We start from the raw sequence: 23811 nt of genomic DNA, 5'->3' as shown, positions 1-23811 counted from the left end.
ACCCGTCCATGCCGAGAGATAACCGATGCCCGTCCGCCTCCGCAAATTCATCGGCACGATCCTCATCATCGTGCTCGTGCTCGTCTATGCGCTGGTGGCGAATACGATCGCGGTGGCAACGCTCGGCAACGCGCCCTGGTGGGGACATCTGCTCTACTTCCTGCTCACCGGCCTGCTATGGGTCTTGCCGGCGATGGTGATCATCAAATGGATGGCCGCCCCCCCGCAGCGCTAAAGCGCGTCGCGACCTTTCAGATTCGCTTGTCGCGCTTTAGGTCTTTGTTTTTACGCATGTCGTTGTCGCAAAACCGCTGCACACTTTTGCGCGACATGCTTTAGGGCCATTAACGGCCGAATAACCGTGATCTGAGGAAAACCTCGCCCATCGGATGCGGTTAAACCAAATATACGTCTGGCATACCTACCTTCCCGTTCAGTATTCTTGACCGGAGAAGACCGTGCAGACGCAAAAGCTCGATGTCCATGAACAGCCGTCCGACAACGCGCTGGCCGATACGGCCATTTCGCGCCTGCGCCAGCTGAGCATGAAACTCGCCATGGCTGAAATCGACATCGAAGTCTTCGACACGATGCAGCCGCTTGAGCATGAGTGGCGGGCGCTGGAGCGCGACAATCTCCAATCACTCCATCAGAGCTACGACTGGTGCGCCGCCTGGGTGAGCGCTTTCCAACGGCCGCTTGCGATCCTCAAAGGCATCCACGCCGGCCAGACGGCTTTCATTCTGCCGGTCGAAATCGTCAAGTCTCGGGGGCTCGCGATCGCGAAGTTCATCGCGGCCGATCACAGCAACATCAATACAGGCCTTTTCTCCGAGGGTTTTGCAGAAAGCGGCGGGACCATCGATACCGGCAAGTTCGCCGGCCAGCTTCAGCAGGCGCTCAAGGCCCGGGCCGATCTGCTACTGCTGCAGAACATTCCGCTGGAATGGCGCGGACGAGAGAGCCCGCTTAAGGGGCTGCCGATGGTGCAGAATCAGAATCACGCCTATCAGCTGCCGTTCCTTCCCGCTTTCGAGGACACACTGAAGCAGCTCAATGCCAAGAACCGGCGCAAGAAATTTCGTGTTCAGTCGAAGCGCCTCGAGGCGGCCGGCGGCTTCGAATATGTCGTTCCCGAGACATCGGAAGAACAACACGGTCTGCTCGATATCTTCTTCCGCCTGAAGAGCGCCCGCTTCGCCAGCCTCGGCCTACCCGACGTCTTCGCCGACAGGGAAACGCAGGCTTTCCTGCACGGCCTGCTCGGCAAGCTGGATGACAGCAAGCAGTATTTCGGGCTGCAGATGCATGTGCTCCGGCTCAAGGGCGCGCATGAGGGTAAGATCGCCGCGATATCAGGCATCTCGCGCAAGGGCGACCACATCATCTGCCAGTTCGGCGCGATCGACGAAGAGCTCGTGGCGGATACGAGCCCCGGCGAATTCCTCTATTGGCAGACCATTTCGGGATTGCATGGCAAGGGAGTCGCGCTTTTTGATTTTGGCCTCGGCGACCAGACCTACAAGCGCTCCTGGGCGCCGATCGAGACCGCACACTACGACGTGGTGCTGCCGGTTTCGCCGTTCGGTGTGATCGCCGGCGCCGCACACCGGATCGTCACCCGCGGCAAGGCGCATATCAAGGCGCGCCCGAAGCTCTATAAATTCGCCCAAGGCATCCGGGCACGGATCGGCTAACCGTTCAAGCAGCCCGGCCGAGTGTCTGCTCGACCCCTTCGCCGCCCGACATCAGCACGACGCGCTCATAGCCTGCAGCCTGGAATTCCGTCATCAGCGCAACGAAGATGGTCTCCTCGACCTCAGGCAGCGAGAGGATGATCTCGACGTCCCGGCTGCGCGTCAGCCGCGAGACGCCGGCGACGTCGGCCGAACCGCATTCGACCACCACGAGGTCGTAGGCGGCGGCGAGTGCATCGAACAGCAACGACAGCCTGTCGACACCGCGCATGGCGCGGCGGACGTCGCTCTGGCCCTGGGGGATCAGGTGGGCGTCGGAAAGGCGATCGCCGTGGATCGTGTCGCCGAAGGCGGCCTCGCCGCAAAGCAGATCGGTGACACCGAGAGCGGCCTGGTCCTCGGCCATCAGTTCTGTGGGGTAGCCGGAACCGGTCATGTCGATAAGGATGACGCGACGGCCGGCGTCGGCGAGCATGCGGGTCAGCGAAACCGTCGCCGCCGAGCCATTGTCACCAGTCGGAGATATTGCGATAGCAAGTGGTGCGCGGCTGCCGGTGAGATAGTCTGCAACTGAGGCGATGGAGAATTCATTCTCGTCCTCTGGCTCGTCCTCCGGCTCGTCCTTTGGCGCCTCCTCGGCGGCCCTCACGTCCTCGATCACATCCTCTTCGTCCGCGACAACGGCAAGCATGCTTGGCTGGACGGGCTTTCTGGCGGCAGCGGCGGTCGGAGCGGCCTTAGGCACATGCTTCTCCTCGACGACCGCTTCTGCCTCGATTGCCTCCAGGGCCGCATCTGTCGGGCGGAGCGCCCGGCCGCTGAAGAGTTCGGACAGCATGATGACGATGGCGCTGATGATCAGCGTCGCGACGGCAGCGACGACGACGATCGGCACTACCTTCGGGAAATAGGGATCGACCGGCTCGACGGCCCTGGAAACGATACGGGCGTCCGCTGGGCTCGAATTGCTGTCGGCGCGGGAGGCGGCCTCGCGGTAGCGCACCAGATAGGTTTCGAGCAACTGGCGCTGGGCGTTCGCCTCGCGCTCCAGCGCATTCAGACCGACCTCGTCCTCGCCGGCGCGGGCGCTGTTGGCTTGCGCAGTGTCGGACTGGCGTTCCAGTTCGTTCGCCCTCAGATCCGCAACCTTGGATTCATTCTCGATGCTCGCCAGGATCTTCTGCGTCTCCTGACGGATCTGGGTGCGGATATCGGAGAGCTGAGCGCGCAGGCTTTTCAGCCGCGGATGGTTGTTGAGAAGGCTGGTCTGCAGATCGGAGATCTGCGACTGCAGGCCGGATTCCGTCCCCTTCAGCCGCTGGATCGCCTGTGAGGACATGATGTCCGGCAGCGTATCGAAGGCCTCGCCCGAGGACAGTGCGTTTCGCACCGCCTGCGCCCGCGCCTCGGCATTGGCCTTGTCGCCCCGCACGCGGGTCAGCTCGGCGGAGATATCGTTCAATTGCTGGGCCGGAAAAGTGGTCGTGCCGTTCGTCTGCAACAGCCCGTGCGACGTGCGATATTCGGCGACCTTCTTTTCGGCTTCGCTGACCTTCTGGCGCAGGCCCTCGATCTCCGGCTCCAGCCAGCGGGTCGCCTCGGAGTTGGAATCGAGCTTGGCGCCGCTCTGGGTGGAAAGATAGACATTCGCCATGGCGTTCGGGATGGCGGCGGCGAGCTTCGGGTCCTTGGAGGTGAAATTAATGCCGATCACGCGTGAACCCGGCACCTGATAGACCTGCAGGCGTTCGACGAAGGCGTCGATGACGCGCTCTTCCGGCGGGTTCTCCAGCGGGTTCTTCTTCAGATGCAGCTTCACCAGGATACTGCTCATCGCCGAGCCGCTGGCGGCATCGTCGAATTCCGGCAGGTTATAAAGCTTCAGGTCGTTGATGACCTTCTTGAGGAGATCGGCCGATTGCAGAAGCTGCACCTGGCTGGCGATGTTCAGTTCGTCCATCAGCGGACCGGCGCTGGCGTCGTTGATCTGCTGGGTGCTGGCAAAGGCCGGCGCACGGGGTTCGATGAGGATGCGTGTTTCGCTGCGATATTGCGGCGACATGATTTTGGCGCCGGCAAAGGCGACGCCCGCCCCCACGAGCGTGATTGTCAAAATCCGCAGACGGCGCGCCCAGACCGCACGGACCAACTGGCCAAGGTCTATGTCCACATCCTGATCACGAGCTACGCCGGACATGCTCTTACTCCACAACAAAGGTGCCGTAAGCGTAAACGACCATGGTAACTCAACGGTTAATGACAAGCTTGCCAAGAAATGAGCGATGATCGATCAAGGAAACCGGGAAATTGCAGGCGCCCTTTACCGGGCATTAACCCTAACGGATCGATAACGACTTCACCGAGTTCATTTTTGTGAGCACAAACGGATGTCTTTCGTCCAGCCCAAGATCCTTTTGGCCCTGAGCCTTGCAGCCATGACGGCAGCACTGGGCGGCTGCACGACGTACAAGCCGGCGCCGAAGGCCTTCAACGAAGCCACCATCCAACCCTACGCGCTGGACAGTGGCGATCGACTGCGCATCACCGTCTTCGACCAGCAGAGCCTGACCAACACCTATACGGTGGATCAGGCCGGCTATGTCGCCTTCCCGCTCATCGGCCAGGTCCCTGCCCGCGGTCGAACCCTGCAGCAACTCTCGGGGCAGATCGCCCAGAAACTGCAGCAAGGCTATCTTCGCGATCCCGATGTCACCATCGATGTCGATCGCTACCGTTCGGTCTTCATCATGGGTGAAGTCGGCCAGCCCGGCCAGTACGCGTATGTTCCCGGCATGACGGTGCAGAATGCCATCGCCGTTGCCGGCGGCTTCAGCAGCCGCGCTAACCAGCGTATGGTCGATGTCACCCGCAAGATCAATGGACAGGTGCTGACCGGCCGCATCAACATATCGGGGCCGATCATCGCAGGTGACACGATCTACGTTCGCGAACGGCTTTTCTGAGCGATGGCAAATCAGCAGCCGCTCCGCATCCTCCATTGCTTCAGGTCGCCGGTCGGTGGAATTTTCCGCCATGTTCGCGATCTCGTCGAGGAGCACAGCAAGGCGGGTCATGAAATCGGCATCCTCTGCGACAGCTCGACCGGCGGCGAGTACGAGGACAGCCTGTTCGACGATATCCGTCCCTATCTCTCGCTCGGCCTGACACGCGTCCCGATCCGGCGCTCGATCAGCCCGTCCGACATTGCGACGATGTGGGATACATATAAGAAAATCAAAAGTTTGCGGCCGGATGTGCTGCACGGACACGGCGCCAAGGGCGGCGTGCTCGCGCGACTTGCCGGCTCAGCGTTGCGGGTGAACAGGTATCGCGTAGCCCGCCTCTATACCGCGCATGGCGGAAGCCTGCATTATTCGCGCTCCACGTTCAGTGGACAGTTCGTCCTCAGGATGGAGCGCCTGCAGGAATATTTCACCGATGCGCTGGTCTTCATCTGCGAATACGAGCGTGACATCTATGCGCGCAAGGTCGGCCGACCGCGGACGAAGACAAGACTAATCTACAACGGCATCGGCGAGCGCGATTTCGAGCCGATCCCGACCCGCTCGGATGCCGTGCATTTCATCTATGTGGGAATGCTTCGGGACCTCAAGGGTCCCGATCTGTTTGTCGATGCCTTTGCCAAGACCGAACGGCTGCTCGGCAGGCCGCTGTCAGCGCTGATGATCGGCGACGGACCGGACCGCGACCGCTACCGCGAGATGATGGTCGAACGCGGCCTTGGCAAACGCATCGGCATGCTGCCGGCAATGCGGGTCCACGAAGCCTTCTCCATGGCGCAGAACCTCGTCGTTCCCTCGCGCGCCGAAGCCATGCCCTACATCGTGCTCGAGGGGCTCGGCGCCGGCAAGACGATCATCGCAAGCCGTGTCGGCGGCATTCCCGAGGTGCTCGGCGCGGACAGCGCGGCGCTGGTGGAGCCTGGCAATTCCGATGATCTCGCCCGCGTCATGGCGGAAACGCTGAGCACGCCCGACTGGCACGCCAGGACGATGCCGAAGCCCGAAGCGGTGAAGGCGGTGTTTTCTTCCGCCGTCATGGCACGCGATGTCCTGAAATTGTACCACGAGTTGGTCAATCCCGCTGCCGACCAAGCAATGCCCGCCGCCTCGTAAATATTTCTTAGGGGCTTTCTGCTATTTCGCTTGGGTAACAACGAGCGATGAAACCCCATGAACAAGCTGGAAAAAGGCGATCAATTCGACGTGGACGCACTGCGCAAGCAGGTTTCCGACATCGAGGTGCGCGGCGAAGCGGGTCAGGAGAAGCCTTCTGATCCGACTGAGATCAACCCCTACGCCCGGCAGATCGCCGAACAGTTCCGTGACGGAACCCGTTCGCCAACGATCATCATCGGGCAATTGCGGCTGCTCGAATTCCTGGCGCTCTTTGCGATAGCTCTGATCACCTATTGTTTCAGCCCCGGCGACGGCGGCGATTCCCCGTTGATGCGGGCGGGCATGGCGGCGATTGCCTCGGCCTTGACCGTCATCAGTCTGCAGCTTGCCGATACCTACACAATTCCGGCACTTCGCTCCAAGCTGCGGCTGATACCGCGCATCCTCGTTGCGTGGACGATCGCGTTTGTCCTCACCACCGGCCTGTTCGTACTTCTTCGCGGCACGACATCGCCGATGGTCGATGCCTATATCGTCTGGTTCGCTGCGGGCGCTCTCTTCCTCGCTGCCGAGCGCTTCCTCGTCGCCTACGGCATCCGCAACTGGGCGCGCAACGGCATCATGGAACGCCGCGCCGTCATCGTCGGTGGCGGCGAGCCGGCCAAGGACCTGATCCGCGTCCTCGAACAGCAGGCCGACAACGACATCCGCATCTGCGGCATCTTCGACGACCGCGGCGAGAAGCGCTCGCCGATCATGGTCGCCGGTTATCCGAAACTCGGCACTGTCGCCGAACTCGTCGAATTCGTACGGCTGACGCGCATCGACATGCTGATCATCGCCCTGCCGCTGTCGGCCGAGGCCCGTATCTRCGACCTTTTGAAAAAGCTCTGGGTTCTGCCGGTCGATATCCGCCTTGCCGCGCATGCCAACCGGCTGCGCTTCCGACCGCGCGCCTATTCGCATGTCGGCTCGGTGCCGATGCTCGACATTTTCAAGAAGCCGATCCGCGACTGGGATTCCGTCGCCAAGCGCGGCTTCGACATCTTCTTCACGATCGTCGCACTGGCGTTGCTCTGGCCGATCATGGTCGCGACCGCGATCGCCATCAAGGCGACCTCCGAAGGCCCGGTCTTCTTCATGCAGAAGCGCCACGGCTTCAACAACGAAATCATCAACGTCTACAAGTTTCGGTCGATGTACACCAACATGGCCGACCCTACAGGCAAGGCCGCAGTCACCAAGGGCGATCCGCGCGTCACCCGCGTCGGCCGCTTCATCCGCAAGACCTCGATCGATGAACTACCGCAGCTTTTCAACGTGCTGAGAGGCGATCTCTCGCTCGTCGGCCCGCGTCCGCATGCCGTTCTCGCCCAGGCGCGCGACCGCGCCTTCGGCGATGTCGTCGAGGGGTATTTCGCCCGCCACCGGGTCAAGCCCGGCGTCACCGGATGGGCACAGATCAACGGCTGGCGCGGCGAAGTGGACAATGACGAGAAGATCAAGTTCCGCACCGCCTACGACCTCTATTACATCGAGAACTGGTCGCTCTGGTTCGATCTCAAGATCCTGTTCCTGACGCCGATCCGGCTGCTCAACACGGAAAACGCCTATTGAGCGCGATCGAGGCGACATATCCCCGTGTCGCCCAACCGCAGCGGATGACGCTGCGCCTGATCGGCTCGGCTTTTGTCGCTTTCGGTGTGTTCCTCTCCGGTTTCGTGATCGACGAGCCGGCGCCCTATGAACTCTGGATGGCCGGGCTGATCGGCCTCTGGTTCATCCTGGGCCTCCGGATTTCGCGCGGCGTGGCGCCGCTGCTCGCCCTTTTGCTCACCTTCAATATCGGCGGCATGCTGTCGCTGACGCAGATGAAGGACCTGGCAACGGCGCCGATGTATATCGCGGTGTCGACCTTCCTGGCGCTGACGGCAGTGTTCTACGCGGCAATCATCGAGGACAGCCACAAGCGGCTGCCGCTGATCTTCAACGCTTGGACCTTCGCCGCTGTCGCCACCTCCGCGCTCGGCATACTCGGCTATTTCCATGCCTTTCCAGGCGCGGAAATCTTCACGCTCTACGACCGCGCCAAGGGCGCCTTTCAGGACCCCAACGTCTTCGGTCCCTTCCTGGTGCCGCCATCGCTTTATCTCGTCCACGGTATCCTGGTCGGCGACCTGAAGAAATCGCCGCTGAAGGCTGCCGCCCTGCTCGTGCTTGCGCTCGGCATTTTCCTCTCCTTTTCCCGCGCCGCCTGGGGGCTCTTCGCGCTTGGCCTGGTGCTGCTGATCTTCATCATGCTGCTGAAGGAGCGCAGTGGCGCTTTTCGGCTGCGAGTCCTGGTCCTGTCGCTGGCGGCGATCATCATGTTGGTCGCCTCGCTGCTGGTGGCGCTGCAGATCCCAAAGGTCGCCGAACTGTTTTCGGCGCGCGCCCAGTTGGTGCAGCAATATGACGGCGAACATCTCGGCCGTTTCGAGCGCCACCGGATCGGCTTCACCATGATGATGGAGCGCCCGCTCGGCATCGGCCCGCTGGTGTTCGGCACGATGTTTCCCGAGGACGAGCACAATATCTGGCTGAAATCGCTTACTTCCTATGGCTGGCTCGGCTTCATTAGCTATGTCGGCATGCTTCTCTGGACGCTGGCTCTCGGCTTCCGAAACCTGCTGCTCGACCGGCCGTGGCAACCCTTCCTGATGATCGCCTGGATCTCGGTTCTCGGCCATGCGACGATCGGCAACGTCATCGACATCGACCACTGGCGCCATGTCTATCTGCTGCTTGGCACGGTCTGGGGCTGCGCGGCGCTGGAAGTGCGCCACAAGCGCGAGCGAAGACGTGGAGCGGTGTGAGACTTTGCCGCCGACCGCATCGGCTGTCTATTTCGTCGCTCCTGCCGTCAGGCCGGCAATGAACCGTCGCTGGAAAACCAGATAAGTCACGATGAGCGGGAAAATCACGATCACCGCGCCGGCGGTCAGAACCGGTGTATTGACGGTATAACGCCCTTGGAAAAACAGCATGCCGAGGGGCAGCGTCCGATAGGCGTCGTCATTGACCAGAATGAACGGAATGAGAAACTCGTTCCAGGTCCATATGAACAAGAACAGCGCCAGTGTCGACATTGCCGGCACCATGAGCGGGATAACGATCTTGCGCAGGATATAGAAGCGTCCGGCTCCATCGAGAACCGCCGCTTCGAGAACTTCTTCCGGCAGTTGCTGCATCGCGCTGGCGAGGAAGATCGTTGAGAATGGAATCGACATGGCGATCTGCGGCACAATCAGAGCCGCATAGGTATTGATCAGTCCGAGATACCGCATTTCATAATAAAGCGGGATGATGAAGGCTTCCGCCGGCACCATCATGCCGAGGGTCAGGATAGCGAACAGCGTACGCCGCAGCGGAAATGACAGGTATGCGAAGGCAAAACCGGTCAGCAGGCCCAAAAAGACGCTTGCAGCAACAACGGGTATGACAACGATGATGGAATTCCAGAAGTAAATGTTGAAATGTCCGGCATTCCAGGCATCGACGTAATTTTCGAAATGTGGGTATGCCGGCAACGCGAATGCACCCTGCAGAACATCAGCCTTGCTCTTTATCGAGGTTAGAAGCAGGAGCAGGAAGGGGATAATCGTGACGAATGCAAGAAGCCAGAGGACAATGCGGAGGAATAGCGGACCGGCGGAAATGTTAAATGAACGGCTCATCAAGCCAATCCTTTATGCTGCGATCCTACAAATCGGTGAATTGCAAAGTTGATTACGAATGTGAGTATCGCGCCTACAATGGCGATGGCCGCCGCGGCGCCGAACCGATTGAGCTCGAAGCCGAGCTGATACATGTAGATATTCGGCACGAGCGTAGCGTTGGCGGGTCCGCCCCGGGTCATTGTAAAAATCAGGTCGAAGCTTTTGATCGACGCTATGACCGTCAAAAGCAAAACCACCCTTATTTCAGGCAACAGAAGCGGCAGCGTTATCCAGAAAAAGGTTTTTCGCGCCGAAGCACCATCGACCWTGGCAGCGTCGAAAAGAGACGGGTCGATGCGCTGGATTCCTGTGAGGAAGATGACCATACAAAAACCAAAGAAATACCAGGTGGCAACGATCCCGACGGCGGGAAGGACAAAATTGAAATCTCCCAGCCACGGGAGTGCGAAGGCGCCTAACCCTACTGCTCTGAGAAACTGATTGAACGGGCCGAATGCAGGATTGTAGAGCCACGCCCAGATGATGCCCAACACGGCAGTCGGCATGATATAAGGCAGGAACAAGAACGTACGCAGGGCGAGTTGTTCGCGTTGCTTCAGATTCCAGACGCAAGCAGCAAGAGCGATACCGAGCACGAGCGGCAGGACACAGTAGAAGATCATAAGCTCGGCATTGTTACGCAAGGCAATATAAAAACGACTGTCAGAAAAGAGATCGGCGTAATTGCCCAAACCAACCCATTTGGGCATGGTCAAGCCGTCCCAGCTGGTCAGGCTCAAACCCAAAGCCGCGAGGATCGGTCCAAAGACAAAAGCCGCGTAGAACAGCAATCCAGGCAATAAATAGATAAAATTGGTATGTTGCGAGCCATCAAGTGCGGAGCGTTTCATCCAGTACTCCATAAAGCCAAAGCGGTGGTCATCGCGCAGCAAGCCGATCGCAATGTTCATTTGTTTGGATCGACGAGACGCAGGTCACGACCGCGGGGGACGGCCGTGACCTGCGCCCGCAATCTTTATTTCTTGTCCTTCAGGTAGGCCTGATAATCCTTGTCCATAGTATCGACAAAGGCTTCGGGCGTGATATTGCCGGACAGAAGAAGCGGCGTGTTGTCGTCTATAGTCTTCAGCATCGTTGGGCTCGACCAATCGGGGTAATGGCCGAGAGCGTCGTTTGCGTTGAGTGTCTTCCACATTTCGATGCCGGAGCTGAGGAGCGGCGTGAGCTTTGGCTTTGCGTCAGCCGCGAGCGAAGTTGCCGGGAGATAGCCAGCATTGGCCCAGGTTTCAGCAGCCTTTTCGGAGACCATATAGTCGATATATGCGCCGGCTACGTCCTGTGTCGGCTTAGTTTTGGCAAGGCTCGTTATCGCCCAGGCAAGATCCACGCCCCCGACACTCATGGGCTTGGAAACACCTTTCGGGGCGGGAATGGCCATAAAGCCGATATCCGGATTGTGCTGCATGTCACCGAAATACCAGGTCCCGGAGATAAGGAACGCGCCCTGCCCGGAAATGAAAAGCTGGACGGCGTCGTCACCCGAGATGCCTTCGAAACCGGGGAAAAAATAACCGCCCTGTGCCCACTGCTGCACGAGTTTGGCGGATTCGATGTTCCCCTTGGTGTTCCAGGAGCCGCCCCGGCCGTAAATCAGGTCGTCAAGCTCGGCGCGATTGCTCGCGTCAATATTTGCTTGGTCGATGGCGCCGATCATGTGCAGGGCCAGATGCTGCTTTGCCGAGCCCATCATGAAGGGCGGAATGCCCTTTTCCTTCAGCTTGTCGAGATCGGCCAGAAGCTCCTCGAAGGTTTGCGGCAGCGCTACTCCCGCATCGCCGAGGATCTTTTTATTGTAGTAGAGGCCAACGATCTCGCCGAGGCCCGATATGCCGTAGGTCTTACCGACCCCAAATTTTCCATCCTCCCAGCGATCTCGAGCAAGCACGGAATCCGACTGGAGCTTATCCCAGCCATATTGTTTGATGTAGTCGTCGACCGGCAGGAGCAATCCCTCCTTGACCATCGCCCCCATGTCACCGGCACCCTGGTTGACTTTCGTGATGACCGGGCCATCACCTGCCGAAACCGCAAGCTTCAACGTCAACTTCATGTCATCAAAGGTGCGGGCGGTGCGTTTGATCGTGACGCCGGGATGGGCAGCTTCGAACTCCTTGTTAAGCTGCTCTATGACCGCACTCTGGCCTTCATAGGTTTGGTCATCCCACACAGCCAGGTCGTCAGCGCGCGCAGCTGCCGAAAGGCCAAAACTCAAAAGCGCCGCACCAGCAAGCGCGACAGCTGCTTTCAATCGGTATGCCGGCAGTATGCTGATCGATTTCACGGTTCTGTTCATCTGCTCCACCTCATCTGGTTTATTCTCCACTCTCCGCCCACGCCTTGTGCTAAGCACCGGCCGAACGTTTTCTTCCCCCAGAGCTTTGCCTGGCTGGCGAATCTGAGGTAATCGTCAATGCATCTGCTCCTCTCGCGACCTAAAATGACCAAGCGCCACGCAGGAGGTGGCAAAGTGATGGACACCAGCTGCTTCATCCGCCCCGCGATTGAAGCGGATATCGACGCTCTTTTCGACATCTGCCTGAAAACCGCGAATGGCGGTCAGGATGCCAGCGCGCTTTATAGCGACCCGCGTCTGCCTGGCTACATCTGGTCGGTACCCTACCTCAAGTTCGCCAAAGACTTTGCCTTTGTTCTCGTTCAGGACGGCCGGCCGGTCGGCTACGTTGTAGGGGCGCCGGACACCGGCGGATTCGACAAAGACTTGCAAACAAACTGGTGGCCGTTCGTCCGCCAGCAGGTTGCGGGACTGGCACCCACCCGTCTGCGCGACGCCGACGTGATGGAACGAATTCAAAATCCGCGCAGCGGAACGGCGTGGCTTCAAGACGAGTATCCGGCGCATCTTCACATCAACATCCTTCCCGGACTTCAGGCAAGCGGTTGGGGGCGCAGGATGATCGACACGGAGCTTCAAGCGCTTCGGAATCACGGGGTCGGAGCCGTGCATCTCGGGGTCGACCCAAACAACGAACGCGCCAAGGGTTTCTACCGTCACCTTGGCTTTTCCGAATTCGAGCGGGATGGCTCCGTCGCCTTTGCCATGCGGATTGATCAGGGATTGGGTTGAAGCATTTCCTGGTTTCTCCGAGGCACGGAAAGGCCCTATCTCATAAGTATGAGAACCCTTGATTGGCGAAAATCTCACACGCCCAAAGCTGCCTGCCCCGCACAAGGCGAGATCAGCGGACCCGGCTGGATGAACGTCCGCCTGAAGGCCTGGTGCCATTGTCGGCAGTAAAACAGGTTGCTCGGCGGAAAGCTGTCCATCAATCGAGGGCTTCATCATGAGCAGATCCCCGGCAGCCAGGTTCAAGGAGTCGGCGGAACGCGAGAAAGGAAATAGCCGGGTAAGCCTAGGCCAGTTCCTCTTCGAGCGATCTTGACGGGTGCACGGCTAACCAGACGATACGTATGGCGCATACTCTACTCGACCCTCTTTATTTCATCGCGCATTTTCATCGCACGTTAATCCAAAGCCTACAGCTGGCCTCCCATTTGTCAAGGACATAGACAAATTGCCTGCTTCGATGTATTGAATTCCGATTAGTCGCGATAGTTGTGAACTCAATATCGCCCCATTAAGTATGTGCTCCGAACTAATTGGACTGAGCTAGCCGGATGGCAATGACATCTTCTGTCGCACAGACTCCGATCGCACGAAAAATTTCAACCAATGCCGTCATCCGAACCGTGTTCGCGAACGGGTCGATCTCTCGCGCCGATATTGCCAAGCTAACCGGCCTATCAAAGCAGACGATTTCCGATGTCGTGCGCGACCTTGAGGATGACGGCTGGCTGAAGCCAGTCGGGCAGACTGACGGTCGCCCGGGCCGGAATGCGATCACCTATGAAATCAATGCCAGGGCGGGACTGGCCATCTCTATCGATCTCGGGAGCACCAAGATTGCCGCGGCTATTTGCGATCTGTTGGGGAATGTGGTTGCTGAAACCAAAGTATCCACCGACCCGCGCGGCGGAATGCATCTCGTCAATCAGTTCAGCGATCTTATCGTGGAGCTCGCGTCTGCGGCCGGGACGACTGCCGACAAACTGCGTCTCGTCGTTCTAGGCAGTCCTGGTGTGCTCGATCCGGCCACCGGACATATCAACGTAGCGCCAAGCATCCCCGGCATCGACACAATCAATCTGCGGCAAGTCTTCAGCGACAGAATGGGTATACCCGTGATCGTTGAAAATGATGTCAACCTGGCCGCGCAAGGGGAGAGATGGCGGGGACATGGTGTCGAAACCAGCAATTTTGCTTTCGTTGCTCTCGGAACGGGTGTCGGCATGGGCATCATCGCCAACGGAGCTCTGTTGCGCGGCGCGCGTGGGGCGGCCGGCGAAATCGCCTATCTTCCGATCGGCGGAGATGCTTTTGATCCTGGCGGATTTACGCTTGGAACCTTTGAGAGTGCGGTCGGCAGCGTCGCGATGTTGCGCCGCTACGTCGGTTTCGGCGGGCGTAACGCATCCACCGTGGCCGATCTCTTCGCCGCGTTTAATGCAGGAGAAACAAGCGCGGCGGCTGCAATAGAAGAGACGGCAAGGCTGGTCGCAGTCGCCATTGCGGCAATCGGAGCAGCCCTCGATCCTGAACTGGTGATCACCGGTGGCAGCATCGGCGCAAGACCGGAACTCGTAAACGCCATCCGCGGTTTCCTGCCGCGTTGTACACCTTATCCGCCGCGCATCGAGATCAGTCGCTTTGGGAACCGGGCCGCCCTGATGGGAGGAATGGGGATCGCGGTCGAGCGCATGCATGACGATCTATTCGGTGTAAAATTGAGGGAAGTTTGAAGAGCGCGTGCCTTAGGCACCGAAACCGCCCAGCGTGAGAGCGTGGCCACTTGAGAAGCGCTGGAAATGCGCTAGATTTTCCATCATGATAACAGCAACGCAGATACGCGGCGCGCGCGCCATGATCGGAATGAGCATCGAAGAGCTCGCCGCCGCCAGCGGCCTGCCGGTCGAGACCGTGAGAGCGCTGGAAAACGGCGAATTCGCCGGCGAGCCGCACGCGCTGTTCGATGTGCGCAGCACGCTCGAGGCCAACGGCATCATTTTCCTGTCAAGCGGCAATCAGGATGAAGGCGGCCCCGGCATCCGGTTGCGCGCCCGCACCTCCAGCGATGACGGCATCCGGCCCGAAAACCTCAACGCCGCCAACGACGACTGACGGAACCAATCGGCCGCCCGGGCGTTTCACCGTCCCACAACATATCGGGCCTATAACATATCGGGGACAGTCTCTTGAACCGCAGCAATGGTCTCTACGTCATCATCGGCGTACTTGTCGTCGCCGTCATCGGCCTCGGCGCCTATATCTTCCACGAGGAAAGCAAGCCGCAGGGAATCGAGATGAGCATCGGCAAGAACGGTGTCTCGATCGAGCAGAACTAGAGATAGGTTTTTGCAAGATCCGCGAGTTTGCCGCCATCCTTCACGCCCTGCCTGTAGAGCTGAATGATGACCGCACCGATCCGCTCGGCCTCCGGCGTCGTTTTGACGAGGCCGCGTTCGTCGCAGACCTTGTCGAGCACCTGCGAAAGCAGATCGAGATCTTCCGAAAATAGCGGTAAATCATGCGGATGAATTGATGATCGTAACATCACGCCGCATATCCTCCGAGGGCAAACGCATCCACGCTTGCATCGCCGGCCGCCCTCCGCAACCGGCATAAAGCCATTATGCGCGAGGGCCTGAACTTTAGCAACTGCGCAAATTTCAGCGGGACAAAATTATGGAACAAAATTTTTTCCCGCGCGTTTTGACCGCGTTTTGTGGCAGGAATCAGTGAGTGCAGACGTGAGTGAAAAACGCTTTCCCTCCCCCGTCCGGGTCCTTTCTCCAAACAGCAGCCTGATCGTTTCGACTGTCTGGGAGGCCGTCGAATATCTGAAAAAGTGGCCGAGCAAGCGTGGGCGCGATTATCGCATTGCGCGCCAGCACTGCCTGGATGCGCTCGACGGACTGCGCAGCCCGCGCGCAGCACAGGCTTCCTTCGTCACGGCAGCGAAAACGGCAGGATTGCTGGTTTAAGACCGATTAGCCGCTACGGCCGCCGGCGGCGATGAGCTGGGGATGGATGGAACCTTCCATGATCACCTTGGCGGTAACCTCGATCACCCGCTCCTCGGCGAGTTCGGCGAGCGCGAGGGCGACATCGCCCTCCGACCAGCCGGCTTTGACGGCCTCGTCCGACAGAGCCTGGAACGCGTTGGCGAGGCTCTGCCTGCAAGTTAGATTGTGCTTCATATCCGCCATGCGCTCGCACTAGGCTATCTGTGACAGGGATGATGTTAATCTACACAAGTTCGCGAGAATGCGAAGAGGATTCAGATTTTTTTTCAATTCAAAATTGGTTTATTCACTTCTAATCTTGGTATAACCTTAACAAAAATCAGCAAATACCGTCCATCCCAACTGATGGAGTACCAAAAAGAACTAAAGGATTTATTTGCGATGCACCTTCAAAGGGTATTTCATCGCTTTATTTAGTTTAAATGGTCGAAACGAGCGGAGCCGGATGCAACGGGCCTTTGAACCACGAGAATGCGGCAAACCTGATCGCGGGCCGTTTTCAGCATCTTCAGGGCACCCTGTCAATCAGCTTCGGGATCCGGCGGGCGAGCGTCGGGCGTGCTGGAGAATGTCTCGCGCTGTCGGTGCTGGCAATCGGCAGTGACGCTTAGTCGCCACGAACGCCTTCGGCGTTAATCACCGTAATACCACAACGACACCACACTCCCGTCAAAGTCCGCCGTACCATTGGCGGCTCACTTCTTCAGGTTTTCAGGAGGTAAAATGTCTATCGAACTGGACGCTACTACCTATATACACGCCAAACCGGCGACCGCCCATTCCTATATTCTGCCGGCCGTTGTCGATGTTCTCGAGAACAGTTTCCAGGAGGCAAGAGAAACAGCGGTCTTCGACCTCGGTTGCGGCACCGGCGGTGCTGCCGCCGTGCTCGCGGAAAAAGGCTATGACGTCGTCGGCGTCGATCCCTCGAAGGACGGCATCGCGAAGGCGAGAACGGCCCACCCCGATCTTCCGCTGGAAATCGGCTCCGGATACGAAGATCTTTCCAGCCGGTATGGGACCTTCGACGCGGTGATCAGTCTTGAAGTGGTGGAACATGTCTATGATCCCAAGGCTTTCTCGGCCACCATGTATGATCTGGTGAAGCCTGGCGGCATCGCGGTTATGTCGACGCCTTTCCACGGCTACTGGAAAAATCTGGCTCTGGCCGTGAGCGGAAAGATGGACGACCATTTTATGCCTCTGAAGGACCATGGCCATATCAAATTCTGGTCTCCCGAAACGCTCAGCACATTGCTCGTCGAAACAGGCTTCGAAGGCGTCGACTTCGAATATGTCGGGAGGATTCCGCTGCTGGCGAAATCGATGATCGCGATCGCTCAGAAACCGCACTGAAAGCGGTCGAAGGCCCTCCGTCCTTTGCAAGGACGGCGCTATAGCTTCGCCTGCAACATGAACAAATGACATTTTCGTTCGGGACGTTCGGCTGCCGTTTCAGCATTTCTGCCGATGCCTCGTTCCGTTTTCCGCCGCTAATTTAGATTAGTGAAGGCGAGAGGGCCTTGAGCAATTCGGCGGTCAGCGCAACTGACGGTCGTCGTGCTCACCTTGCGACAGCCGGATGTCCTGCAGGAATCGGACGAGCGACCCCGCCAGGAAGCAGAGTGCCGCAACAAATAGTACGGCGGCGCCTGGTTCGCGACGGTATCCCAAAAAGGCTACGACGAAGCCGAATAGGAGTAGGAGCGTCACGCCTATCCCTGACAGGACAGCCAGGTGCAATGCACTGTTCAATAGGCGCTCACGCCGCCTCAACTCCCCGATTCCCCTCTTCAGCGGGGCTCGGGCGACGTCACTCTCGTGGATCTCACGCAGGTTTCTGATCCGCTCGGTGACGCCGGAAATCCGATTGACCAAAACCGCCACCATCGCCGCGACGCCATTGAGCATGAACGCCGGCGCGACCGCGTGATTGATCATTGTTGAAAGCTGATCGGCTTCCACTGACATACGGGCACCTTCGATCCTTTCGGCACGAATGGACGACCGCGGCGCCGGCGAGGCGCTACGGAATGACATTGACTGCACGCGCGGCCACGAGCACGAGCGTCAGCAATGAAATGGCACTTTCGAGCATCATCAGCCCCTTCGCACGTCGGGCGAGTGGCAGCACGTCGGTGGGACTGAACGCGGTCGCCGTATTGAATGCGAGGGAAAGATAATCGATGTAGAGCGGCCGCCAGTCTGGCGACGCTAGTTCGGGAGCCGACGCCTGGGGAAACAGCCAATCGGGTTTTCCCGCCATGCCACGCGCGATGCGCGAGGGGCCGCCCGCGTCGATCTGCCAATAGAGCAGCGAAAAGGTGAGCACGTTGGTGATCCAGATGGTAAATGACGACGTCAACAGCGACACTGATCGCGTCTCGGGCGGATGCACGGTGATGATTCCGACCATATCTCCGAGTTCCGCCGCCGTATTGCCTGCGTAGACACTGGCAAGCAGCATGATGGCGACATGCTCGATGCGCAGCCACATGGCCTTGTCGGTCGACACCGTCACCATGATCATTGGAACGATAGCTGCTACTAGGACCGCGTATGACACCCATCGCGGCATGGCATAGACGTGGTGCGGCAGCACCTCCAAAAGGGCGAACACCGCCATGATCGCCATCACCGGAGGCCAGCGTGCTTCGTCACGACCTGCTTGGATGACATCGCTCATCGTTCGGCCCTCTGCAGCCCTTTGGACGTACTGACGTAGCGGACGCCGCGTGGCGTCCGCTGCAAATGTCGTTATTCGCCTGCGCGTCAGTCGTGACCAGTCTTCATTTCCCGGACCTGCTGCATCACTTGCTCCAGATTGTAGCTTGCAGGGCTCTGAAGCGGCGGGAAGTCGATATAGGTCTCGAGATGCTTCAGCCACAACTGCTGACCGATGGGCAGGATGTTCCAGTCATAGACATAGGCGGTGGACGGCGAAGCGATGGCACCGCCCATACCGAAGAGTGTCTTGATCTGCTGCCCGACCGAGGTCTCGAACGGGTCGCGTTTGATGTTGACGACCTGCGTCCAGGCGTACGGCATCACCCCGGCAATAAAGCCAGCCGGATCGTCGGAGACCATGGCGAAGTACATCTTCCAGTTCTTGTAGCGGACAGCCGACGGCTCCTTGCCAGAATAGTACAAGAAACTGTCGCGCGCGGATGGAGACTTGCCTTCCAGGTAGTCACGCTGGTCGATCCCGTCGAGCGTGGTCTTGACAATCCCCGGATACTTACCCGCCTCGATCTCTTTCTTCAGGCCGTCGCCCTTCGGACCGCCTGCGATGTTCACAAACGTCGGCAGCCAGTCGAGCGCCGAGAACATGTCGTTCTTGACCGTACCGGGCTCGATGTGCCCCGGCCAGCGAACCACAAGCGGCGCCCGCATGCCGCCTTCCCAGGTGCTGAGCTTTCCGCCCTTGAACGGGGTGGTGCCGCCATCTGGGAAGGTGATCGTCTCGGCGCCGTTATCGGTCGTGAAGACGACGATGGTGTTGTCGAGTTCTCCCATCTCCTCGAGCCTTTTCAAAACGTAGCCGATGTTGTCGTCCATCTGCTTCATGCCGGCTTCGTTGACGCCCCAGTCCTTGCCGCCGGGCTCGCCGACCATGTTCAGATATTTGTCGGGCAACACCGTCGTGATGTGCATGCGGGCCGGGTTGTACCAGACGAAGAACGGCTTTTTGGTTTTCTCGGGGTCATTCCTGTCGAGGAAATCGATGACCTTGCCTGAGATCTCTTCGTCAATCGTCTTGGAGCGTTCAAGCGTCAGCAGGCCCTCATCCTTGCAGCTTTGGTTCCCCGGGGATCCGTCGGACGATTTGCACGCAAGCATCGGACGCGGCGGCGTCAGGCAGGTCGTGGTCTTCGGGTCGACGGACGCCGGGTCTTCCGTTAAACCGGGGATCGGCGTGTTTCTGCAGGGTGGCGCGATCCCCTGCTCGGTGGAGGTCTTGTTGATGTCGGGGAAGCTCACCCCCTGCATGGCGTCGAGGTGATAGAGGTAGCCCCAAAATTCCTGGAACCCGTGTGCCGTCGGCAGGGATTCGGTGGTATCTCCGAGATGGTTCTTGCCGAACTCACCTGTCGAGTAACCGAGATCATACAGGAACTTGGCGAGGTGAGGCGTGCCGGCCCGCAGGTAGGACGGGCTTCCGGGAATCTCCGGCAGAACCATGCCGACGCGCACCGGCTGCATGCCGGTGATGAACGCGGTCCGCCCTGCCGTGCAGCTCTGCTCGGCATAGTAGGTCATGAACTTCGCCCCTTCCCGGCCGATACGGTCGATATTGGGCCATGGACGACCAAGGTTGGTTGAAAGACGAGTCGAAGCAAAAGAGGGTTTGTCGGCGACGTCCAATTTGCCGACTGGCAAATCGGACCGATCATTTCGGTAGAGACGCAGCTCTCGACCCGCGCGCGCGGTCACCCTCGACTTGCCGAAGAGGGCATGTCCACTCTTCCATCCATTTTCTACATTGTATTAGCGCAAGCAGATATTGCCCTTTGGGGAATCCCCGTGAGGGATTGCGAATTGCCACCGATCGGAGCCGTCGCGAACACCCTCCCTAAAGGACAATAGGCACGATCAGAAACCGCATGTCATAAAGATACACAGGGACATTCAGGTGGGCATGGCCATGAGCGTAGCAGATGCATACGATCCCGCATTCGACGGGCTGGCCTGGGTGCCTGCACGGATGTTCACCATGGGATCGAACAGGCACTATCCGGAGGAAGCGCCTGCGCATCCGGTCAAGGTCGACGGCTTCTGGATCGACGCGACGCCGGTAACAAACCGCCAGTTTGCCGCCTTCGTCAAAGCCACCGGACATGTCACCGTCGCGGAAATGACGCCACAAGCTGCCGACTACCCAGGGGCACTTCCCGGAATGCTGCGGGCCGGCTCGCTCGTGTTCACCCAACCAAAGGCGGTCATCGGCTCCTACATAACACAATGGTGGTCGTTCAAGTTCGGCGCAGACTGGCGACACCCCTACGGTGGTCGCAGTGACATTCGTGGGAAGCTCGACCATCCCGTCGTTCATGTGGCCTACCGCGACGCCCTGGCTTACGCCCATTGGGCTGGCAAGGATCTACCAACTGAAGCTGAGTGGGAGCTGGCAGCGCATGGCGGGATCGACGATGCCGAATTCGCCTGGGGCGACGAATTCAACCCAGATGGCAAGCTTATGGCCAATACGTGGCAGGGAACGTTTCCCACAATGAGCACGAAGCGGCCCGGCGCCGACAGGACTTCACCGGTTGGGTCTTTCCCCGCGAACGGGTACGGTCTTYACGACATGATCGGCAACGTCTGGGARTGGACGTCAGACTACTGGTCAACCCGCCATCCTCAACCCGCGACCAAATCGTGTTGCATTCGTCAAAACCCTCGTGGTGGTGACCGAGAAGCAAGCCTCGATCCCCGCGAACCGAATGTTCGAATCCCAAGACGGGTGCTGAAAGGCGGGTCACATCTCTGCGCGCCGAACTACTGCCGTCGCTACCGTCCCGCCGCCCGTCATGCGGAACCGGAGGACACCTCCACCAGTCACGGTGGCTTCAGATGCGTCAAGCGAACCGAAATTTGCCCCCCCACGGACCGCTCCAGTTCGATGACCGTCGAGGTGCCTGCTGCCTCGCTGGCGGCCCGGAAGGCCTGGCGAGGCGTCCTTGGAAAGCATCCAGCAGAATGGCGCCTTAGAAATCGTCGCCCGCCAACTTGATAAGGCCAACTGGCGTGGCCTCGCTTAGGCTTAAAAACAGTGGTGGCGTCCGACGAGCGATCAACCGGACAAAGAGGGTCGGGCCGCCCAGCACCCCTGGGCCGCGGCTTGTCGGCCGAATGGCACTGCCTGCACTGCAAACGGCGCGCACAACGGCCGCACGATGGCAAGAAATCTCTGGCATTGCCCAGACTACGGAGCGGCACCGATCGAAATCTTCGCGAAGACGCTGCGGAAGCGCTATCGCAAGCAGTTGGACATCGGCGCCGCGAAGCTCGAAGCCGCGCTGGTCGAGCGTCTTCTCCGCCTCGCAAGAATTGGAAGACGTTAGGAGGCTCTACAATCTCATCCTTGGACGGCGGGAAGAGAGGGTCGCGATAGCGCTCAAGCGACTGAACAGTTGCATGACGCGCGACGACGCCGTGGACGCGATCCTTGACGCGACGATAGGCCTTGAAGTGCTCCTCGGTGACCAGGAGAATCAAGCGCTCTCTTACAAGCTCCGCTTACGTGCGGGAGCGCTAGCAAGGCTCAGTGGAACGCGAAAACCAGCAGACGTCGTTGCGAGCGTTAAGAAAATCTATGAAGTTCGGTCAGCGATAGTCCACGGGCTGAAAACCAAGAAACCGAAAAAACGCCTCCTTGAGCCCGAGGCGGACCATTTGCTGCTGAGCGTGCGGCGGCGGCGGACATGTTGCGATTCGCCATCGACCGCTTGCTTGAGCATCCAGTGTACTTGGATCCGCTAAAGATTGACGCGGACCTGCTAATCGAGCCGGCAGTGCCCGAGGGGCAAGGAGGATGAAAAGCCGCCGCGCTGCGATAAGGCCGAGCCGCGCGGCGCGGTCGGCATTCCTCTGCGGCAAAGCGGGACATCAGCGCCGCGTTGCCATCCGCCAGAGTTCGGCGAGATCGTCAAGGCTCATGCGCAGGCAATCCGCCGCAGTCAGCCGTTCCCGTTTTCGCGCGAAAATCTCAGTCAGTGCAAACCCCTCGCCGCAGACGGCGGAAACGAGGCCGTACATTCGGGCGCCGAGGAGAGCCCGACATCGGGCCAGTTCCTTGCCCGCATTCACTTGCCGTTCCGTGATGGGATCGCGCGCCTTGCCGCCGTCGACATGTTCACGACCATAATCGATGGCCGAAGCACCTTTGCCACCCATCGATTCCCACCGCGCCCGGAAGTGCGTCGGCGGCCACCAGAGCAGCATCGAGAACACCTCTCGCCGCCAATGTCGTGATCGCGCTTTCGCGGATGTCCATCATCGCGGGAATCGTGCGCGGGTTCGTCGCATCTGGCGGATGGGCGCGGGAGAAGTACGGATTCTCAACGAGGGTGGGGCGAAGCTTCGGTGTGGGCATGTCGCGGAGAATGCCATAGCTGGGCCGAATCGTCACTAGGGTGCCGTGGCTGTCATGGCCCCAGAATGGCCCCAATTTTCGCAACCTGCCTCTTTCGAGGCTTTACTTTTTCCGGAAAGACTAGGGTTTTCAAGGATTTAAATGGTCGGGGCGACTGGACTCGAACCAGCGACCCCTTGACCCCCAGTCAAGTGCGCTACCGGGCTGCGCTACGCCCCGACCTGCCGAAACGGCTTGCTTCGTTTAGTTTTTCAGCGCGTGCAATGCAAGCGGAAAAACCTTGCCTCCAACAAAAAGGGAGCGGTTTGCGCGAATGGTCAGATCGCCGCGAGCTTCAGCCGGCCTTCGGCGGTCTGGCGGGGCTGCCATGTCAGGTAGTTAGCGATCGAAAAATGCGGCGTTTCGAAGGGTGTGGCGTGGGTTTCGGTGATGACGGTGACGCCGGCGCCGGCAGCTTCGCCGGCGAGAATGCCGGCGACGGCATCTTCGAAGACCAGGCATTTTTTCGGATCGACGCCGAGGCGGCTTGCGCCGAGCAGATAACCTTCGGGGCTGGGCTTGCCTGATTTGACCTCTTGGCCGCTGACGATGACCTTCGGCATCGGGATGCCGGCGGCGGCCATGCGGCGCCTGGCGAGCTCGATCGGCGCCGAGGTGACGATTGCCCATCTGCCCTCAGCGATGGCGGAGAGGAAGCGGACGGCGCCGGGGATCTCGACGATGCCGGAGACATCCTCCATCTCCTCGGCGAGCAGCAGATCCGCCTCATGGGCCGGATCGACGCCGGGCAGGCCGAGCCCGCGGATCACGTCTGAGGCGCGGATGCCATGGATCGTCTTCAGGAAGACCTCCGGCTCGAAGCCGTGGCGTCTTGCCCATTCGCTCCAGACGCGTTCGACGACGGCAATGGAATTCAGCAGCGTTCCGTCCATGTCGAAAAGGAAAGCGTCGTAGGACCTATCGAGGATGTCATGGAGAGCGGGCACGGGTGTTTTCCT

General features: G+C 59.4%; 23 protein-coding genes, 1 tRNA gene and 2 pseudogenes. 14 read left to right on the top strand and 12 right to left on the bottom strand.

Features of this window, described 5'->3' with window-relative positions; translation table 11 throughout:
* Positions 1–25 precede the first annotated feature (25 nt).
* Both AC1ECN_RS10680 and AC1ECN_RS10675 read left to right on the top strand, forming a co-directional pair.
* Positions 26–235, top strand: a complete 210-nt coding sequence (locus AC1ECN_RS10680; RefSeq protein WP_130672346.1) for a DUF2842 domain-containing protein — start codon at positions 26–28, stop codon at positions 233–235.
* Between the two features lie 223 nt (positions 236–458).
* The gene (locus AC1ECN_RS10675; RefSeq protein ID WP_130661341.1) at positions 459–1697 is read left to right on the top strand and encodes a GNAT family N-acetyltransferase; all 1239 of its coding nucleotides are present in this window, start codon (positions 459–461) and stop codon (positions 1695–1697) included.
* 4 nt (positions 1698–1701) lie between these two features.
* Here AC1ECN_RS10675 and AC1ECN_RS10670 read toward each other — a convergent pair whose 3' ends face one another.
* The gene (locus AC1ECN_RS10670) at positions 1702–3894 is read right to left on the bottom strand and encodes a GumC family protein (RefSeq protein ID WP_477952946.1); all 2193 of its coding nucleotides are present in this window, start codon (positions 3892–3894) and stop codon (positions 1702–1704) included.
* Between the two features lie 190 nt (positions 3895–4084).
* Here AC1ECN_RS10670 and AC1ECN_RS10665 point away from each other — a divergent pair, with 190 nt between their 5' ends.
* From AC1ECN_RS10665 to AC1ECN_RS10650, 4 genes are read left to right on the top strand one after another with little or no spacing between them, the layout of a single operon-like run.
* Positions 4085–4660 carry a polysaccharide biosynthesis/export family protein gene (locus tag AC1ECN_RS10665; RefSeq protein WP_018069433.1) on the top strand — a complete coding sequence of 192 codons (576 nt, stop codon included), beginning with the start codon at positions 4085–4087 and terminating at the stop codon, positions 4658–4660.
* 3 nt (positions 4661–4663) lie between these two features.
* Entirely contained in the window at positions 4664–5833 is a 1170-nt protein-coding gene (locus tag AC1ECN_RS10660; protein ID WP_024321140.1) for a glycosyltransferase family 4 protein, read from the top strand.
* 57 nt (positions 5834–5890) lie between these two features.
* Entirely contained in the window at positions 5891–7453 is a 1563-nt protein-coding gene (locus AC1ECN_RS10655; protein ID WP_477952944.1) for an undecaprenyl-phosphate glucose phosphotransferase, read from the top strand.
* Positions 7450–8691: an O-antigen ligase family protein gene (locus AC1ECN_RS10650; protein ID WP_130672345.1), complete on the top strand. Its 1242-nt coding sequence runs from the start codon at positions 7450–7452 to the stop codon at positions 8689–8691. Before AC1ECN_RS10655 ends, AC1ECN_RS10650 begins: the two co-directional genes overlap by 4 nt.
* Positions 8692–8718: 27 nt before the next feature.
* On the opposite strand, the gene AC1ECN_RS10645 is transcribed toward AC1ECN_RS10650, so the two are convergent.
* From AC1ECN_RS10645 to AC1ECN_RS10635, 3 genes are all read right to left on the bottom strand, one after another.
* Positions 8719–9552 carry a carbohydrate ABC transporter permease gene (locus tag AC1ECN_RS10645; protein ID WP_020572058.1) on the bottom strand — a complete coding sequence of 278 codons (834 nt, stop codon included), beginning with the start codon at positions 9550–9552 and terminating at the stop codon, positions 8719–8721.
* Positions 9552–10445 (bottom strand): carbohydrate ABC transporter permease, encoded by an 894-nt coding sequence (locus AC1ECN_RS10640; protein WP_477952980.1) that lies wholly within the window; start codon positions 10443–10445, stop codon positions 9552–9554. Before AC1ECN_RS10640 ends, AC1ECN_RS10645 begins: the two co-directional genes overlap by 1 nt.
* 125 nt (positions 10446–10570) lie before the next feature.
* Positions 10571–11908, bottom strand: a complete 1338-nt coding sequence (locus tag AC1ECN_RS10635; RefSeq protein WP_130672344.1) for an extracellular solute-binding protein — start codon at positions 11906–11908, stop codon at positions 10571–10573.
* Between the two features lie 177 nt (positions 11909–12085).
* Between AC1ECN_RS10635 and AC1ECN_RS10630 the strand changes: the two genes are divergently transcribed.
* From AC1ECN_RS10630 to AC1ECN_RS10615, 4 genes are all read left to right on the top strand, one after another.
* On the top strand, positions 12086–12700 hold the full coding sequence (locus AC1ECN_RS10630; protein WP_130673504.1) for a GNAT family N-acetyltransferase: 615 nt from the start codon (positions 12086–12088) through the stop codon (positions 12698–12700).
* Positions 12701–13251: 551 nt separating this feature from the next.
* Positions 13252–14433 carry an ROK family transcriptional regulator gene (locus AC1ECN_RS10625; RefSeq protein WP_130655161.1) on the top strand — a complete coding sequence of 394 codons (1182 nt, stop codon included), beginning with the start codon at positions 13252–13254 and terminating at the stop codon, positions 14431–14433.
* An 85-nt stretch (positions 14434–14518) separates the two neighbouring features.
* Positions 14519–14812, top strand: a complete 294-nt coding sequence (locus tag AC1ECN_RS10620; protein WP_018483592.1) for a helix-turn-helix domain-containing protein — start codon at positions 14519–14521, stop codon at positions 14810–14812.
* A gap of 74 nt (positions 14813–14886) precedes the next feature.
* Entirely contained in the window at positions 14887–15036 is a 150-nt protein-coding gene (locus tag AC1ECN_RS10615) for a hypothetical protein (protein ID WP_012756918.1), read from the top strand.
* On the opposite strand, the gene AC1ECN_RS10610 is transcribed toward AC1ECN_RS10615, so the two are convergent.
* On the bottom strand, positions 15033–15245 hold the full coding sequence (locus AC1ECN_RS10610; protein ID WP_003558379.1) for a hypothetical protein: 213 nt from the start codon (positions 15243–15245) through the stop codon (positions 15033–15035). The two genes, AC1ECN_RS10615 and AC1ECN_RS10610, sit on opposite strands and share 4 nt — an antisense overlap.
* 196 nt (positions 15246–15441) lie before the next feature.
* Between AC1ECN_RS10610 and AC1ECN_RS10605 the strand changes: the two genes are divergently transcribed.
* Entirely contained in the window at positions 15442–15675 is a 234-nt protein-coding gene (locus AC1ECN_RS10605) for a DUF982 domain-containing protein (protein WP_075224197.1), read from the top strand.
* Positions 15676–15681: 6 nt separating this feature from the next.
* Here the strand turns inward: AC1ECN_RS10605 and AC1ECN_RS10600 are convergent, their stop codons facing one another.
* Positions 15682–15900, bottom strand: a complete 219-nt coding sequence (locus AC1ECN_RS10600) for a hypothetical protein (RefSeq protein WP_018069421.1) — start codon at positions 15898–15900, stop codon at positions 15682–15684.
* A 540-nt stretch (positions 15901–16440) separates the two neighbouring features.
* Here AC1ECN_RS10600 and AC1ECN_RS10595 point away from each other — a divergent pair.
* Positions 16441–17073 (top strand): class I SAM-dependent methyltransferase, encoded by a 633-nt coding sequence (locus AC1ECN_RS10595; protein ID WP_024321144.1) that lies wholly within the window; start codon positions 16441–16443, stop codon positions 17071–17073.
* A 183-nt stretch (positions 17074–17256) separates the two neighbouring features.
* Here AC1ECN_RS10595 and AC1ECN_RS10590 read toward each other — a convergent pair whose 3' ends face one another.
* From AC1ECN_RS10590 to AC1ECN_RS10580, 3 genes and pseudogenes are all read right to left on the bottom strand, one after another.
* Entirely contained in the window at positions 17257–17688 is a 432-nt protein-coding gene (locus AC1ECN_RS10590; protein WP_130655160.1) for a DUF2721 domain-containing protein, read from the bottom strand.
* A gap of 55 nt (positions 17689–17743) precedes the next feature.
* Positions 17744–18403: a hypothetical protein gene (locus tag AC1ECN_RS10585; protein WP_024321146.1), complete on the bottom strand. Its 660-nt coding sequence runs from the start codon at positions 18401–18403 to the stop codon at positions 17744–17746.
* Positions 18404–18489: 86 nt separating this feature from the next.
* A pseudogene (locus AC1ECN_RS10580) lies at positions 18490–20016 on the bottom strand (arylsulfatase); the annotation flags it as partial.
* A gap of 340 nt (positions 20017–20356) precedes the next feature.
* On the opposite strand from AC1ECN_RS10580, the gene AC1ECN_RS10575 reads away from it, so the two are divergent.
* Both AC1ECN_RS10575 and AC1ECN_RS10570 read left to right on the top strand, forming a co-directional pair.
* Positions 20357–21451, top strand: a complete 1095-nt coding sequence (locus tag AC1ECN_RS10575) for a formylglycine-generating enzyme family protein (RefSeq protein WP_477952940.1) — start codon at positions 20357–20359, stop codon at positions 21449–21451.
* A gap of 163 nt (positions 21452–21614) precedes the next feature.
* Positions 21615–21782: a hypothetical protein gene (locus AC1ECN_RS10570; protein ID WP_155249522.1), complete on the top strand. Its 168-nt coding sequence runs from the start codon at positions 21615–21617 to the stop codon at positions 21780–21782.
* 544 nt (positions 21783–22326) lie between these two features.
* Here AC1ECN_RS10570 and AC1ECN_RS10565 read toward each other — a convergent pair.
* From AC1ECN_RS10565 to AC1ECN_RS10555, 3 genes and pseudogenes are all read right to left on the bottom strand, one after another.
* Positions 22327–22813 (bottom strand): annotated as a pseudogene (locus AC1ECN_RS10565) (hypothetical protein).
* 142 nt (positions 22814–22955) lie between these two features.
* Positions 22956–23032, bottom strand: a tRNA-Pro gene (locus AC1ECN_RS10560).
* Between the two features lie 98 nt (positions 23033–23130).
* Complete coding sequence (locus AC1ECN_RS10555) at positions 23131–23799, bottom strand: HAD family hydrolase (protein WP_018070479.1); 669 nt, start codon at positions 23797–23799, stop codon at positions 23131–23133.
* Positions 23800–23811 lie beyond the last annotated feature (12 nt).

The sequence above is a fragment of the Rhizobium sp. 01N447_2 genome (assembly GCF_056399245.1).
Note: the sequence above shows the minus strand (reverse complement) of the source record. Positions and strands in the feature narration are given on the sequence as shown.